15 protein-coding genes are annotated in these 16,814 nt (G+C 34.4%); all 15 read left to right on the forward strand.

From position 1 onward, the window contains the following. The first annotated feature begins 309 nt into the window (after positions 1-309). The 15 genes from T8I65_RS05660 (at position 310) to pseB (ending at position 16,814) form a co-directional block, all read left to right on the forward strand. Complete coding sequence (locus T8I65_RS05660; protein ID WP_322302426.1) at positions 310-1,314, forward strand: LacI family DNA-binding transcriptional regulator; 1,005 nt, start codon at positions 310-312, stop codon at positions 1,312-1,314. 82 nt (positions 1,315-1,396) lie between these two features. Next, positions 1,397-2,395, forward strand: a complete 999-nt coding sequence (locus tag T8I65_RS05665) for an SDR family oxidoreductase (protein ID WP_416173208.1) — start codon at positions 1,397-1,399, stop codon at positions 2,393-2,395. Between the two features lie 24 nt (positions 2,396-2,419). Next, positions 2,420-3,148, forward strand: a complete 729-nt coding sequence (locus tag T8I65_RS05670) for a GNAT family N-acetyltransferase (RefSeq protein ID WP_322302427.1) — start codon at positions 2,420-2,422, stop codon at positions 3,146-3,148. Further along, positions 3,141-4,421 carry a nucleotide sugar dehydrogenase gene (locus T8I65_RS05675; protein ID WP_322302428.1) on the forward strand — a complete coding sequence of 427 codons (1,281 nt, stop codon included), beginning with the start codon at positions 3,141-3,143 and terminating at the stop codon, positions 4,419-4,421. The genes T8I65_RS05670 and T8I65_RS05675 overlap by 8 nt, the downstream gene beginning before the upstream one ends. A gap of 3 nt (positions 4,422-4,424) precedes the next feature. Beyond that, entirely contained in the window at positions 4,425-5,819 is a 1,395-nt protein-coding gene (locus tag T8I65_RS05680) for a nucleotide sugar dehydrogenase (RefSeq protein ID WP_322302429.1), read from the forward strand. A gap of 9 nt (positions 5,820-5,828) precedes the next feature. Beyond that, entirely contained in the window at positions 5,829-6,872 is a 1,044-nt protein-coding gene (rfbB, locus tag T8I65_RS05685; protein ID WP_322302430.1) for a dTDP-glucose 4,6-dehydratase, read from the forward strand. A 5-nt stretch (positions 6,873-6,877) separates the two neighbouring features. Continuing rightward, positions 6,878-7,750 carry a glucose-1-phosphate thymidylyltransferase RfbA gene (gene rfbA, locus T8I65_RS05690; protein ID WP_322302431.1) on the forward strand — a complete coding sequence of 291 codons (873 nt, stop codon included), beginning with the start codon at positions 6,878-6,880 and terminating at the stop codon, positions 7,748-7,750. 17 nt (positions 7,751-7,767) lie between these two features. Beyond that, a complete protein-coding gene (locus T8I65_RS05695; RefSeq protein ID WP_322302432.1) occupies positions 7,768-9,186 on the forward strand; it encodes an NDP-hexose 2,3-dehydratase family protein in 1,419 nt (472 codons plus the stop codon). Continuing rightward, complete coding sequence (locus T8I65_RS05700; protein ID WP_322302433.1) at positions 9,183-10,172, forward strand: Gfo/Idh/MocA family oxidoreductase; 990 nt, start codon at positions 9,183-9,185, stop codon at positions 10,170-10,172. The genes T8I65_RS05695 and T8I65_RS05700 overlap by 4 nt, the downstream gene beginning before the upstream one ends. Further along, positions 10,165-11,265 (forward strand): DegT/DnrJ/EryC1/StrS family aminotransferase, encoded by a 1,101-nt coding sequence (locus T8I65_RS05705; protein ID WP_322302434.1) that lies wholly within the window; start codon positions 10,165-10,167, stop codon positions 11,263-11,265. The genes T8I65_RS05700 and T8I65_RS05705 overlap by 8 nt, the downstream gene beginning before the upstream one ends. 2 nt (positions 11,266-11,267) lie before the next feature. Then, complete coding sequence (locus T8I65_RS05710; RefSeq protein ID WP_322302435.1) at positions 11,268-12,002, forward strand: dTDP-4-amino-4,6-dideoxyglucose formyltransferase; 735 nt, start codon at positions 11,268-11,270, stop codon at positions 12,000-12,002. Position 12,003: 1 nt separating this feature from the next. Next, positions 12,004-12,855, forward strand: a complete 852-nt coding sequence (locus tag T8I65_RS05715; RefSeq protein ID WP_322302436.1) for a glycosyltransferase — start codon at positions 12,004-12,006, stop codon at positions 12,853-12,855. Between the two features lie 49 nt (positions 12,856-12,904). After that, positions 12,905-13,720: a glycosyltransferase family 2 protein gene (locus T8I65_RS05720; protein ID WP_322302437.1), complete on the forward strand. Its 816-nt coding sequence runs from the start codon at positions 12,905-12,907 to the stop codon at positions 13,718-13,720. 72 nt (positions 13,721-13,792) lie between these two features. Then, positions 13,793-15,583 carry an ABC transporter ATP-binding protein gene (locus tag T8I65_RS05725; protein ID WP_322302438.1) on the forward strand — a complete coding sequence of 597 codons (1,791 nt, stop codon included), beginning with the start codon at positions 13,793-13,795 and terminating at the stop codon, positions 15,581-15,583. A 214-nt stretch (positions 15,584-15,797) separates the two neighbouring features. Then, a complete protein-coding gene (gene pseB, locus T8I65_RS05730; protein ID WP_322302439.1) occupies positions 15,798-16,814 on the forward strand; it encodes a UDP-N-acetylglucosamine 4,6-dehydratase (inverting) in 1,017 nt (338 codons plus the stop codon).

Below are 16,814 nucleotides of genomic sequence, written 5' to 3' on the forward strand. Positions count from 1 at the left end.
TGTAAATTACGACGATAGCAGATTATGAACAAGAGCTTTGACGTGTTTAGGATAAGTTTAACTGAGTGTTTATAAGGGTTTTCGGCATGATCATCAGTAATTTGATGATACATGTTCTTTAGATTAAAGAACTAAATATCTCTAAGTCGTTAATGGTCGTAAGAAACAGGCAGTATGATAGAAAAGGAAACAATTCGTTCAAAAAGGGATAACTACAAAACCGTAATTTATTCTTTTCTTTGCAAATTGGCATTTGAAGGCAGGCAATTCCGCAGCAATTATTGAATTAATTTATTTCAACAGTTTATTATGAAGAGTAAAATAACCTTAAAAGAGCTTTCAAAATTACTTAATGTGAGTGTTTCTACGGTTTCAAAAGCACTTCATGATAGTCCGGAAATTAGTCCTAAAACAGCCGAGCGAGTAAAGGAGTTAGCAAAGCTTCACAACTACCGGCCAAATCCGGTAGCGGTTAATTTGAAAAAAAGTAAGACAGGAACGATTGGTGTTGTGATTCCAAATATTTCGAATAGCTTTTTTGCCAGAGTTCTATCTGGAATTGAAGCTCAGGCTCAACAATATGAACAGCAGATCATTACATATATATCCAATGAGTCACTCGATCGCGAGAAACAAATTTGTGATCTTCTGACTTCCGGAATGGTTGACGGAGTTTTAATTGCAGTTTCAGAGGAAACTCAGAAAAAGGCAGAATATGATCATCTGTTTGCCCTTTTAGATTATGATATTCCAGTAGTTGTCTACGACCGAATCAACCTGGATCTACCTGCAGATAAAGTGGGCGTGGATGATGAAAAGAGTTTTTATGACGCTACGAAATTCTTTAGAGCGAAAGGTTTGGAGCGAATTGGGATTGCTTCAGCCATACACCATGTTGGAATTGGAAAGCTAAGGATATCTGGTTACCAGAAGGCGATGGACGAATTGGCAGTATTCACAGCACGGAGTAGCAGCGAGGGAACTTTGAAGTCCAAAATTGAAAAGCTCTTAGTTACAGATAAAGTTGAGGCTTTACTCTGTACAGATTTTGAAAGCGCGATCATCACAACAAGAGTGGCTTATGAACAAAACATCAAAATCCCGGAAGATTTAAAGATCATAGGCTATATTAATAAAGACATCGCAGAATATCTAACACCATCACTTAGCTATATCGAACAGCATCCATCTGAGTTAGGAGTAAAAGCGGTAGAAGTCCTTAATCAAAGAATTTCTGGAGATATCGCTGCCGGTAAATTTGAAGAGAAAATAATTGCAACAACTATGGTTCATTTGGAATCGAGTAAATTTTAGGAACTAATTTATTTAAATTTCCTTTAACAATACTTAAGATTGAAATTCTATCTTTGCAGATTGATAATTAAAAACTCACAATTTGATAACTGATTCTCAAAAGGATCTATTAAAATCGTCAAAAGTATTGGTGACAGGTGGCGCAGGATTTATAGGTTCTAATCTTTGCGAAAAGCTTTTAGAATTTGGCGCTGAAGTAACCTGCCTTGACAATTTAGCTACAGGTCATAAACATAATATTGAGCCATTTTTAGAAAATACTAAATTTAAATTCATTGAAGGGGATATTCGAAACCTGGAAACCTGTCTTGAGGCTACTAAAAATCAGGATTTCGTTCTCCATGAAGCAGCCTTGGGTTCTGTTCCAAGGTCAATTAATGATCCTATAACTAGTAATGATGTTAATGTTTCAGGTTTCTTGAATATGCTTGTCGCATCTCGTGATAATGGAATCAAACGATTTGTGTACGCGGCAAGTTCATCTACCTATGGTGATTCTGAAAATCTCCCAAAAGTAGAGGACGTTATTGGTAAACCTCTTTCACCCTATGCTATCACTAAATATGTCAATGAGCTTTATGCTGATATATTCAAAAAGGCATATGGTCTAAATACGATTGGACTCCGTTATTTCAATGTCTTCGGAAGACGTCAGGATCCTAATGGAGCTTACGCAGCAGTCATCCCAAAATTTGTGATGCAGCTGATGAAAAAGGAAAGTCCTGTGATCAACGGAGATGGAACTTATTCCAGAGATTTCACCTATATAGATAATGTTGTGCAGATGAACCTTCTTTGTTTGGTTACAGATAATGAAAAGGCTTTAAACGAAGTATATAACACTGCAGTAGGTGATCGTACAAACTTAAAGGAATTGACGCACCTCCTGAAGCAAAATCTGGCTGAATACGATTCAGATATTGCAGAAGTAGAAATTAAACATGGTCCCAATAGACCTGGAGATATTCCACATTCGTTGGCATCGGTAGAGAAGGCTAAAAAATTACTTAATTATAATCCCACACATAGAATTGAAGATGGTCTAAAAGAGGCTACTCATTGGTATTGGGATAATTTATAAATCCTATTCGTAATTATTATTTCAATGGAGAGACCATATAAAATTTTAGAATGGGATACCAACTTTTTTAAGTTCAAGGTTGCAGAAGTGAAAAAGAATATTTTAAATAATTCAAAATCACGCGAAATAATTCTCAACTCAATGATTGAGGATGAGATCAAATTAGGATATTATAGTTCTGGAATTAAGTTAAATTCAGAAATATCTTCAGGTTTTGATATCAATTTAGTTATCCACAGAGTTCCATTAATACGAAAAATTAAGGATGAGTTTCCTTTTCACGCGAATATTAGTTTTTATGAAGAAAATGAACCGAATAAAGCATTAGTTGAATTAGCTCAATTAGCCGGTAGACAAGGTAGATTTGGTTTGGATCCAAGAATACCGAACGAGGTTTGCGATGAGATATTTAGAAATTGGATTAAAAATTCTGTGAATAAAAAATTAGCTACTCATACTCTTGTATATAGAGAAAATTCTGAAATAGTTGGTTTTGCTACAATCGACATTAAAAATGGTCGCGGTCGTACTCCATTATTTGCTGTTAAAAGAGAATATGAAGGTAAAGGCATTTCCTTTGCATTAATGAGGGCAATGGAATCAGTGTTGAAAAGAGAAGGTTGTCCAATTGTAGTGGGGGGTACCCAGAAACTGAACGAGAAAGCTTTAAAAGTTTATGAAAGGTATGGTCTCATTCCGCAAAAGCCTGAATTTATTTATCACTTATGGAATAAAAATTTAGAGAATGATTAAAAAAAAAATAGCAGTAATAGGATTAGGCTACGTTGGGTTGCCACTTGCAAGACTTTTTTCAACTAAATTTGCTGTGGTTGGTTTTGATATTAACTCGGCGAGAGTAAAGGAATTAATGTCTGGTCATGATTCTACCCTTGAAGTTGAAGATGAAGTTCTAAAAGTTTCTCTCAAACAGGACAATTCGGATGCAAATGGATTGTTTTGTTCAGCAAATCTGGAAGATATAAAAGATTGTAATTATTATATCATTACAGTTCCAACTCCTGTAGATAAAAATAATAGACCCGACCTTACTCCTTTATACAAAAGTAGTGAAACTGTAGCAAAGGTTCTATCTAAAGGAGATGTAGTTATTTATGAATCAACTGTTTATCCTGGAGTTACCGAGGATGAGTGTGTTCCCGTACTCGAGAAACATTCAGGTTTAAAGTTTAATGAAGATTTTTTCGTAGGATATTCCCCAGAAAGGATCAATCCAGGAGATAAGGAGCATACTGTAGAAAAAATTCTTAAAGTAACTGCTGGTTCCACACCCGAGATAGGAGAACAGGTAAACAGTCTGTACGCTGAAGTAATTACAGCTGGAACTCATCTCGCTCCAACGATTAAAGTGGCTGAAGCGGCAAAAGTTATAGAGAACTCTCAAAGAGATATAAATATAGCGTTTGTAAATGAATTGGCTAAAATCTTTAACATGATGGGTATTGATACTCAAGATGTTCTGGAAGCTGCTGGTACGAAATGGAATTTTTTACCTTTTAAACCAGGATTGGTGGGGGGGCATTGTATTGGAGTAGATCCTTATTATCTTGCACAGAAAGCACAGGAAATTGGGTATCATCCGGAAATCATCCTGGCGGGAAGAAGAATGAATGATAGTATGGGTCAGTACGTAGCTTCGGAACTGGTGAAGCTCATGCTTCAGAATGACATCAGAGTTAAAGCTTCGAAAATCTTAGTTTTAGGAATCACTTTCAAAGAGAATTGTCCTGACGTTAGAAATACTAAAGTTGTGGATGTTATCAAAAGTTTGAAGGAATACGGAGTGGAGATAACTATTCATGATCCACTAGCTAGTCCTTCGGAAGTGAAGCATGAGTATGAACTTGATACAGTTAGGGTGGTGCCGAAAGACAAATTTGATGCTATCCTAATGACAGTTGCTCATAAAGAATTTCTCAAACTAGACTTGGAAGAACTGAAAAAACCTACTTCTGTAGTATATGACGTAAAAGGAGTTTTAGGTGATAGATGTGACAAAAAATTATAATAGATGATAGTCAAGAATATTTGTTGCATTGGTGCGGGATATGTTGGTGGGCCAACAATGGCGGTAATAGCTCAAAAATGTCCTGAAATCAATGTCACTGTAGTAGATATTAATGAGAAAAGGATTGATGCATGGAATGATGAAAATGTTGATAATATTCCAATCTATGAACCAGGGCTTTCTAATATTGTTAAAGAGGCTCGAGGTAGGAATCTTTTCTTTTCGACACATGTAGATGCTGCGATAGATAAGGCAGATATGATTTTTATATCCGTAAATACGCCAACTAAGACATACGGTATTGGCAAGGGTATGGCGGCTGATCTAAAATTTATCGAGCTATGTGCCAGGCAGATTGCTCGTGTTGCTACAACCGATAAAATTGTAGTTGAGAAATCTACTCTTCCAGTTCGAACTGCTGAAGCACTTAGAAATATTTTAGATAATACTGGAAATGGTGTTAGGTATCAAATCTTATCTAATCCTGAATTTTTGGCTGAGGGAACAGCTGTGGCTGATTTAATGAATCCAGATAGAGTATTAATAGGAGGAGATATTGATTCGGTCGAAGGAGCTGAAGCTGTAGAAGCTTTAGTAGATGTCTATGCACATTGGGTTGATCGCGAAAGGATTTTGACTACGAATGTTTGGTCATCTGAATTGTCAAAACTTACAGCTAATGCTTTTTTAGCTCAACGTGTTTCAAGTATAAATTCCCTTTCTGAATTATGTGAAAAAACCGGTGCAGATGTGAATGAAGTAGCAAAAGCTGTTGGTATGGATTCCAGGATTGGCTCTAAATTTCTACAATCATCAGTTGGTTTTGGTGGATCTTGTTTCCAAAAAGACATTTTAAACTTGGTTTATATAGCTAAGTCTTATGGACTAAATGAAGTTGCAGATTATTGGGAACAGGTAATTACCATGAATGATCACCAGAAAAGGCGATTTGCTGCAAATATAGTTAAAACACTATTTAATACTGTATCAGGAAAAAAAATTGGAATATTAGGGTGGGCCTTTAAAAAAGACACTAATGACACTAGAGAGTCCGCTGCAATATATGTGGTCGACTACTTGCTAAATGAACAGGCAGAAGTTGCTGTTTATGATCCGAAGGTTAAGGCAGAGCAAATTTACGCGGATCTCGATTATTTGAATACAAGACAGGAAGCTGAAAATAGAGCTCGGGTGACAATTGTCAATTCTGCTCCAGAAGTTGCAGAAAAAGCACATGCTATAGCGGTATTAACGGAATGGGATGAATTTCAAGAACTCGATTGGAAATCGGTTTATGGTAATATGCTTAAACCGGCATTTTTATTTGATGGTAGACGACTTTTGAACCGAGTGGAAAAAGAGAAGATTGGATTTGAATTTTATGCAATAGGAAGTTAATTAAATATCATGAATATATTAGTTACAGGAGGTGCAGGATTTATTGGTTCACACGTCGTAAGGTTATTAGTAAATAAATATCCAGACTATCAAATTTTTAACTTGGATGCATTGACTTATGCTGGAAATCTTGAAAATCTAAAGGATATAGAGTCAAAAAGTAATTATACCTTTTTAAAGGCTAATATTAATAGCGCTAAGGTAATCAATGACCTGTTTGAAAATTACAAATTCGATAAGGTAATACATCTCGCAGCAGAATCACATGTAGATCGTTCTATAAGTGACCCATTAGTTTTTGTAAAGACCAATGTAATTGGTACCATGAATCTACTGGATGCTGCATTAGCAAACTGGAAAAATAACTTTGTGGGGAAGCTTTTTTATCATATAAGTACAGACGAGGTTTATGGTACGCTTGGTGAAACAGGGTTATTTACCGAAACAACTTCTTATGATCCAAATTCTCCATATTCTGCTTCCAAAGCAAGTTCAGATCATTTCGTGCGGGCTTATGGTGAAACATATGGCTTGCCTTATATTATATCAAATTGTTCCAATAATTATGGACCTAATCAATTCCCTGAAAAATTAATACCTCTATTCATTAACAATATTGTGAACAATAAATCTCTTCCCGTCTATGGAGATGGTAATTATACCAGAGATTGGCTATTCGTGAAAGATCATGCTGAAGCAATCGATCTTTTACTGCATAAAGGTGGTATTAAGGAAACCTATAACATAGGAGGATTCAATGAATGGAAGAATATAGAACTTGTTCAATCACTATGTAAAATAATGGATAAAAAATTGAATAGGATTGAAGGGAAATCTGCTGATTTAATTACCTACGTCAAGGATAGGCCAGGCCATGATAAGCGATATGCTATTGATGCTGGCAAGATTAATGGTGAATTGGGATGGAAGCCATCTGTAACTTTTGAAGAAGGTTTAGAGAAAACGATTGATTGGTATTTAGAACATCAAACGTGGTTAGGGAATGTAACTAAAGGAAAATATAGGGAATATTATAACGAACAATACAAGTAACACCAATGAAAGGAATTATTTTAGCAGGAGGGAGTGGTACCAGATTATACCCAATTACGATCGCTGTGAGTAAACAGTTACTCCCAGTTTACGATAAACCTATGATTTATTACCCCCTCTCGGTTTTGATGTTGGCGGGGATCAAAGATATTTTATTCATAACTACTCCTGCTGATCAGGAAGTATTCAAAAAATTATTAGGTGACGGAACTCATTTGGGATGTAATTTTGAATACGCAGTCCAGGAAGAGCCTAATGGACTGGCTGAGGCTTTTATCATCGGGGAGAAATTTATAGGTGCTGAGAAGGTAGCTCTAGCCTTGGGAGATAATATATTTCATGGAAATGGTCTCGTAAATTTATTAAGAAGTAAAACAAAAGTTGATGGTGCTTCGATTTTTGCTTATCCAGTAAAAGATCCACAGCGGTATGGAGTCGTAGAATTTGATAAGGACAAAAAAGTTATAAGTATTGAAGAAAAACCTCGTTCGCCAAAATCTACATTTGCTGTACCTGGTTTATATTTTTACGATAATAATGTGGTAGAATATGCCAAAAAAGTAGTTCCTTCCGATCGGGGTGAAAAAGAAATTAGCAGTATCAATCAAATGTATTTGGAGAACGATTCTCTTGAGGTAGGCGTTATGACGAGGGGAATGAGTTGGTTTGATACTGGCACGGTAGAATCTTTAGATGATGCTACAGAGTTTATAAGGGTTCTTCAGAATCGTCAGAGTACAATGATTGGTTGTATAGAAGAAGTAGCTTATTTAAGTAAATTTATTGATAAAGATTCACTAGCCAAGCTTTACAAGCAATATGGTAAATCTAAGTACGGTGCTTACCTTAAAGAAATAGGTGAAACTATTTTGCAGTAATTCATGAAGAAATCCCAATGGAGAGAAGATTAAATAAAATATTCTTAAAAAGTCTTTTAGAAAAGAAAAATTCAATTGTTACAACTAATGAAGCTCTCAGGTGGATTAAGAGGCAGAATGAAATAATAAAAGTTGAGGTAGAACAAATTGCTTTCTCAGAATTAGAAAACTGGGGTTTTGACGACCTCTCTTTAAGGCATCATTCGGGGAAGTTTTTTTCTATAGATGGGCTTTCGGTAGCAACTAACTACGGTGTTAAAGGTCACTGGAATCAACCAATAATTAATCAACCTGAAATAGGTTACCTCGGTTTTATCACCAAAGAGTTCCATGGTGTTTTGCATTTTTTAATGCAAGCTAAAGTTGAACCTGGCAATATCAACTATGTACAACTATCACCAACTTTACAAGCAACTAAAAGTAACTATTCCCGAGTTCATAAAGGTAAGTCACCAGCGTACTTAGAGTACTTTCAAAAAGCTGCAAGAGAAAATATTTTATTGGATCAATTGCAATCGGAACAAGGTGGTAGATTTCTCAAAAAAAGAAACAGAAATATTATAATTACTGTAGATGAGGAAATTGATGTTTTAGAGAATTTTATTTGGTTGACCTTAGCTCAGATAAAGGAGCTGATGCTAAAAGATAATATTGTTAATATGGATACTAGAACGGTAATCTCTGGGATACCGTTAGGTGATTTTCAATACGAAAGTTTGAATCTGGTAAGTTCCATTTCTGAAATATCTTCTCACGAATTCACTAACGGTCTTTTAAAATCCTGTGCTTATGATGTTAAGACTAAAAATACTTTGAATGATATAATTCTCTTTATTACTAACCACAAATGTAATTATGAGTTAGATGTGTCAAAAATTCCATTATCTGCTTTAAACGACTGGGTAATTGACGACACTAGTATTCGTCATATAGATCGTAAGTACTTCGAAATTATCGCTACCAAAATTAAGATTAGTAACCGAGAAGTTGTTGACTGGTCACAACCAATGGTGAAACCGACACAAGATGGTATTTGCGCGTTTATCTGCAAAAATATAGATGGTATTCTGCATTTTCTTGTTCAGGCAAAGTTAGAATGTGGAAATTTTGACGTCATAGAATTGGCGCCTACTGTACAATCCTTGACGGTAAAAGATAATGGAGAGTTTGAAAATACTGTTCCATATCTTAATTATGTGTGCGAAGTATCAGAAAATAAAATTTTATTTGACACATTTCAATCTGAAGAAGGAGGTAGATTTTACAGAGAGCAGAATCGAAATATGATAGTTTTTGCTGATGAAGATTTTCCTACCGAGACTCCGGACAATTTTATATGGATGACATATAGCCAGTTGCAAACTTTCATAAAGCATAACAACTATATAAATATTCAGGCCAGGAGTCTTATGGCTGCATTATCATTTGATTTATGAATAAAAAAGTTTCAAAGATAAGAATTGGGGTTTTAGGTACGGCAAATATAGCCCTTAGATCATTAATACCCGAAATCCAGAATTTACCGGATAATTATGAATTTGTAGGAATCGGAACAAGAAATATTCATGAGGCGGAAAATGTCCATTCTACGAATTTTCAATTTTATGATGGTTATGATTCAATTCTTGATAAGGATATTCTAGACGCTGTATACATTCCTCTTCCCAACTCACTTCACTACCCTTGGGTGAGGAAGGCACTGGAAAAAGGGTTACATGTATTGGTGGAGAAATCATTGGCTTGTAAATATGAAGAGGTTAAAGAGCTTAATGAAATCGCGAAAGAATCTAATTTAGCCCTGGTGGAGAATTTCCAGTTCAGATTTCATTCCCAATTGTCGGAAGTCTTGAATATTATCGATAACGATCTCATTGGAAACCTTAGAATTATCAGAAGCACATTTTGTTTTCCACCTTTTCCAGATCCAGATAATATTCGCTATAAAAAAGAACTTGGAGGTGGTGCCTTGTTGGATGCGGGAGCTTATCCCATAAAACTATCTCAAATTTTATTGGGTTCTGAAATTTATGTTTCTTCTGCTAAAAGCAATTCTAATAATAAATTTGATGTAGATATTTGGGGAGGGGGCATGATACAGCAAGAGAACGGTGACTTGTTTACGCAGATTGCTTTTGGTTTTGATAATTTTTATCAGTGTAACTTGGAGATTATTGGTTCTAAGGGTAAACTATATACTAATAGAATTTTTACAGCTAAGGAATCCTTCAAACCACAGATTATATTAGAAACTCATACTGACGGGATTAGAACAATTGAATTAGAGTCTGATAACCATTTTGAGAATATGCTCATTCATTTCTATGAGTTAGCAAATGGAATTAAGGATAAAAATATTGAATATTCGCAAAATATTAATCAGGCCCGCTTATTGGATGAATTTAAAATTAGGTCGAATGAATAATAAAAGAAAACCCATTTTTGTAACCCAACCTACATTGGCTCCATTGCAGGAATATACAAGTTTATTAGAAGAAGTTTGGACCTCTGGTATCCTTACACATAACGGCCCAAAAGTACAATCCTTAGAAGCAAAAATGAAGGAGAAGCTTGGTCTATTTAACTTTAGTTTGGTTTTAAACGGGACGGTAGCTATACAAATGGCTATAAAAGCATTACAATTGAAAGGGGATATTATCACAACACCTTTTACCTGGGTGGCAACCATAAGCGCTATACATTGGGAAGGCTGTAATCCTGTGTTCTGTGATATAGATGCCGAAACCCTAAATATTGATGAAGATAAAATAGAGAGCCTTATTACAGAAGACACTGTAGCAATTATGCCTGTACATGTTTTTGGAACAGCTTGCAATGTTGAAAAAATTGAAGCTATTGCTAAAAAACATAATTTAAAAGTAATCTATGATGCGGCCCATGCCATTGGTAGTACTTACAAAGGTAAAAGTCTGTTACAGTACGGAGACATTTCTGCGACAAGCTTACATGCAACTAAATTATTTAATACTGGAGAAGGCGGAGCTTGTATAACAAATTCCTTAGAACTTCAAAGAAAGTTAGAGAGGATACGTTTCTTCGGTCATAATGAAGATAAGGAAGTTGTTGAGGATGGGTTCAATGGAAAAATGACAGAAATTCACGCTGCACTGGGAATCGCTAATTTAAAATATTTTGATGATGTATTGAAAGATAGGAAAGAAAAGTATTTGATGTATCTGGACCTTCTAGATAAATCAGAAAAATTAAAATTTCAAAAAATTAAAGAGAATGAAACGAATTACTCTTATTTTCCAGTAATATTTTCTTCCGAAGAAGAACTTCTTAAGGTGGAAAAAGCTTTGAATGACAAAGATATCTTTCCTAGACGTTATTTTTATCCTTCCGTTAATACGTATACAAAAATTTTAAATCATCAACCTACTCCTATATCAGAGGATATTTCCCAAAGAATTATGTGTCTTCCTCTTTTTTATGATCTAACCCCAGCAGAGATAAAATCTATTGCAGAAATTATCTTACAAAAACTTGAACATTAAGCATGAAAAGGATACTGGTTATTATAGATAATCTTCAGCAATATGAAAGGATCCAATCTTTAATTGATAAGGAAAATAGAACAAATTTAAATTTTGATTTTTATCATAGCAATATTCCTACTGCTATTTGGGAGCATGCAGATTTCAAAAATCAAAATAAAATTTTAGATGTAAACCAAAAGACTGATTGGATATTGGATAATTATCATATGGTTGTATCGGTTCATTGTTATCAATTCTTTCCTGCTAAATTAGTTAATGGAGTTCGTTGTGTTAATATTCATCCTGGATATAATCCAGTGAATCGTGGTTGGTATCCTCAGGTATTTGCAATTATCAAAGACCTTCAGATAGGAGCAACAATTCACGAAATGGATGAAAAATTAGATAATGGTCCCATTATATCCCGGAAATTTGTGAAGAAATTTTCGTGGGATACTTCTCTTACTCTATATAATCGTGTTTTAAATGCTGAAATGGAATTATTGGAAGAAAATTTTGATTGCATATTCGATGGCACTTGCTCAACTGAAAAACCAGAGGCTGGAGGTAATTTCTTTTCAAAGCGTGACTTTAATGAATTGTTGGAAATTGATTTGAATGAGACTGATTCTTATAGAAATATCATAAACAGACTTCGAGCTTTAACCCATGGTAGCTATAAAAATCTATATTATACTGATACAGAAACGGGTAAAAAGGTTTTCGTTAATTTATCTTTAACTCCCGAGGATTAAAATGAAAAAAATTAAGGTTTCTGCTTGTATTATTACGTATAATCACGAGAAATTCATAGAAGATTGTTTGGAAGCGGCCATTAGTCAGAAGCTGGATTTTGATTATGAAATAATTATTGGCGAAGATAAATCTACAGATAACACGTTAGCTATTTGCAAAGAGTATGAACGTAAATATCCTCAACTTATAAGGGTCATCGAGCGAGATCAAAATCTAGGAATGGTTGGGAATTGGTTATCAACCTTAGAAGAATGCGATGGGGATTACATTGCACTCTGTGAAGGAGATGATTTTTGGACGGACAGACATAAATTGGAGAAGCAGGTGAATATACTTTTGAGAAATAAGGATTATACAATTTGTGGGTCTAAAGTGCAAAGTTTAAATGAGTCTAAGGTTCAAAAAGAAAGTGAAGGTAAAGCTTATGGAGAAATCAATTTAGATCAGGTTTTAAGAAAAAATCAATTTACTACCTGCACGGCTGTAATAAAAAAATCAGCATTAGATCTACCACCATGGCAAAATTTCAATAATTTTTTCACTGTAGATTGGCCAATATGGTGCAGTTTATTGCGATATGGAAAAGGATTTAATTTAGAGAGTGTGACTGCTCAATATAATATCCATGGAGCGGGGGCAACTTCTGGTAGGGATAGAGTTAACACTTTAAAAAATAAGCTAGAAGACAGAATCCTTATGATGGAAAATTTTCCAAATAAGAAAGATATCATTAAAAGGTATGGACTGAAAATTATTTTCCATTACACGTGGAAATCTTTATTAGGTAGAAAGGCTTTTTACAATGCGCTTTTGAAAAATAAGAAATTAGTAAAGTCTTATATTTTAAAGTAAATCCCAGTTACTGGTCCTAAGGGGATTAGAATTAATTTAAAACAAACTTATGAAACCGGATGTTGGAGTAGTAATTGTGACCTACAATCGCATAAATCTGCTTAAGATCACTTTATGCAAGGTGCTGGCACAAACTTTCCCCAATATGGAAGTTCTAGTAGTGGATAATTGTTCTACTGATGGCACTGAGGATTTTTTAAATTCATTGGATAATGTTTCTATTTTACCCTTACCGGAAAATCTGGGTCCTGCAGGTGGATTCCATGAAGGTATCAAGCATTTTGCTGAAAAATCTAATGTTGAATATGTTTGGCTAATGGATGATGATTTCTTCCCCTTTGAATCCTGTCTTGAAAACTTACTAACCATTGCAAATAATAATACTATGGTTTTTCCATATATAAGAGAAAAAGATTTTATATCCAGAAGAGACCCTGGATGGTGGGGTGTTCTTATTCCAATTTCAATTATAAAGAAAGTAGGTTATCCAATGAAAGAATTGTTCTTCTGGACGGAAGATTCTGAATACCTTCTGCATAGAATTAGAGCAAAATATAAATATAAAGCTGAGTGGGTACCTGCGGCGAAAGGAGTACACTTTACCAAGCGAGAGACAAATCATCGTCCACCCTGGAAATTTTATTACGAAACTAGAAATATGCTCTATATGCGTTTGTATGAGAGGGATATTACCATACAAAGATCATCAAAACTGGTTAAAAGTTGGGTGAAACTATTGGGTAGCATTCTTTTAAAGGAAAATAACAAAATTGAAAAGTTAAAAATGTTTTTCCGTGGAACCAAAGACGGAATTCAGCAAAAACTTGGGAAAAAAGTAGATCCTATTACAGGACTGTATTCTTAAACTGCAGTATTGGTCTCTCAAACTGTATGTACTATACTTATAAAGTTTACAAAATGAATAAATAAACTTGTTTTGATAAAAAAAATTATTAAAAAATATTTTACCAGTTTCGCATATTTTTATTCCTATTTAGGCTATAGGGTTTTCATCTTGGTTGGACTAAGCATTTTTGTAGGTATATTAGATGGACTTGGTTTGACCATGTTTCTTCCTCTGTTGCAAATGGTAAACGATTCTTCTGAAGTGGATCCTGAGGCTTTAGGGAAATTACAATTCATAGTCGATTTTATCAATGATATTGGTTTTAGCCTAAATCTGGTTTCCATCTTAGCATTTATGGCCATTTTCTTTCTTGCTAAAGGTTTGGTACAATATGCATCAGGAATTTATTCAGTAAATGTTCGAGAGTGGTTTATCAAGAACTTGAGACTAAACAATATTAAATGGCTGAATAGCCTAAAGTATAAGTACTTTGTAATGTCTGATGTTGGTAGAATTCAAAATACTTTGACGGGGGAAGTAGACAGAGTTGCAGCTTCTTATTTCAATTATTTCAAAGCTTTGGAATTTGGGGTGCTAGTGTTTGTTTATATGACCTTTGCTTTTCGAATTGATTCACAGTTTGCAATTCTGGTTACAGTAGGAGGTGTTTTAACAAATTTCCTCTATAAATCTCTTTATAAAAACACAAAAAATGTTTCCCGAACGCTTACGGGAGAAAATAATGTATTTCAAAGTTTGGTAATCCAAAATGTCGCCAATTACAAATATTTAAAGGCCACCGGTTCTCTGGAATCCTACGGAAATAAATTGAGAGAATCTGTAAATAAAATTAAATCAAGTAATAAGCAAATAGGAAAATTGGATGCATTGTTATTTGCGGGAAAAGAGCCAATTCTAATATTCGTTCTGGTTACGGTAATTTATATTCAAACATCCTTTTTTGGATCAGATCTTGGACCTATTTTAATTAGTTTAATATTTTTTTACAGGGCATTGACCAATTTAATGCAAATGCAGACTAGATGGAATAAATTTTTAGCCGTCTCAGGATCTCTGGAGAACATGACGGCGTTTGGTAAAGAACTTCGATCTAATAAGGAAAAGAGAGGAACTCTTAAACTTGAAGTACAAATTGAGAAGATGGAGCTCTCAAAAGTAAATTTCTACTATAATGAAACTGCGATTCTTAAGAATATTTCTTTAAATATCCAAAAGCATGAAAGTATTGCTTTTGTAGGAGAAAGCGGGAGCGGCAAAACCACCTTAGTAAATATTATTGCGGGATTACTGCCTATAGATAATGGGAATTACTTTCTTAATGGAGAAAGTATAGAGAAAATTGATAAACGAAGTATTCAGAAAAAGATTGGGTATATCACTCAAGATCCTGTGATTTTCAACGACACCGTTTTTAATAATATTAGTTTTTGGGATGAGGATAATGAATCCAATAGAGAGCGATTTTGGTTGGCTGTCAAACAGGCATCCATTTTAGGCTTCATTAATGAGCTTACGGATAAAGAAAATACTATATTGGAGAATAATGGAGTTAATCTTAGTGGGGGACAACGACAAAGAATTTCCATTGCTAGGGAATTATATAAAAACGTCGAAATTTTAATATTGGATGAGGCGACTTCCGCTTTAGATTCAGAAACTGAAAAAGCAATTCAGGAGAATATAGATGAACTCAAAGGAAACTATACTATTTTAATTGTAGCCCATAGAATTGCTACAATTAAAAATGCAGATAGAATAGTAGTTATGAAGAAAGGAGAAATTTCAAATGTAAATACATTTTCTAATTTAATAGATGAATCTCCATACTTTAAGAAATTGGTCGAACTACAAGAAATTTAAATGCAAACTATCAAAATACTTCAGAAATTATAGCCGTTAAAAATTCATTATAGTTTTCTGAATAACCTAAGTAGTTTTATTCACTTCTAACATTCAGTCAAAATTTGTTTGGTAACAGGTTTCTATCTTTGTTAAATTTAATTTAAAAAAAAACTAGTGAACCTGTAACCACTTTAATCTCTTTACTTTTAAAGTTTTAAAAATAATTAAAAATATGTTCGATTTAACTGGTAAATCTATTTTAATAACCGGCGGAACAGGTTCCTTAGGAAAAGCCTTAACTGCTCATATTCTTAACAAACATTCAAATCTCAAAAAGCTAGTCATTTTTTCTCGTGATGAACAAAAACAATTTGAGATGGCACAGGATTATCCTGTTAATGAATACCCACAAGTAAGATTCTTTATAGGTGATGTGCGAGACGAAGCTAGAGTAAAACGAGCATTAAAAGGCATCGATTATGTAATTCACGCAGCCGCAATGAAACATGTGCCCATTGCAGAATACAATCCCATGGAATGCGTTAAGACCAATATAATGGGCGCTGAAAATATTATTAATGCATCTTTAGAAACCAGCGTTGAACGTGTAGTAGCACTTTCAACTGATAAAGCTGCTGCACCTATTAATTTATATGGTGCAACTAAATTGGCGTCTGATAAGTTATTTGTGGCGGCAAATAATATTACAGGATGGAATCCGATTAAATTTTCAGTGGTTCGGTATGGGAATGTAATGGGTTCCAATGGATCGGTGATCCCATTTTTCCTTAAAAAGAGGAATGAAGGGGTTTTACCAATTACTGATCCTACCATGACCAGATTTAATATTTCCCTGCAAGGTGGGGTAGATATGGTGATGCATGCATTAGAACATGCATGGGGTGGTGAAATCTTTGTTCCGAAAATTCCTTCGTATAAAATTACTGATATCGCAGAAGCTATAGGTCCTAATTGTGAAAAACCTGTTGTAGGAATTCGGCCAGGGGAGAAAATTCACGAGGAAATGATAACCGATTCAGACTCTTACTATACTTACGATCTAGGTAAATATTATACTATACTACCTGCTACTCATAAATGGAAATTAGAGGAATTCATCGAAAAATTTGATGCGAGTAAAGTAGCGCCCGGGTTTCAATATAATTCTGGCGAAAATGATGAATGGGAATCTGTAGATAACCTTAGAGATTTAATTAAAGAACACGTAGATCCAACATTTGAAGTATAA

Origin of the sequence: Christiangramia sp. OXR-203, from assembly GCF_034372165.1 — a bacterium.
Lineage (GTDB): Bacteria > Bacteroidota > Bacteroidia > Flavobacteriales > Flavobacteriaceae > Christiangramia.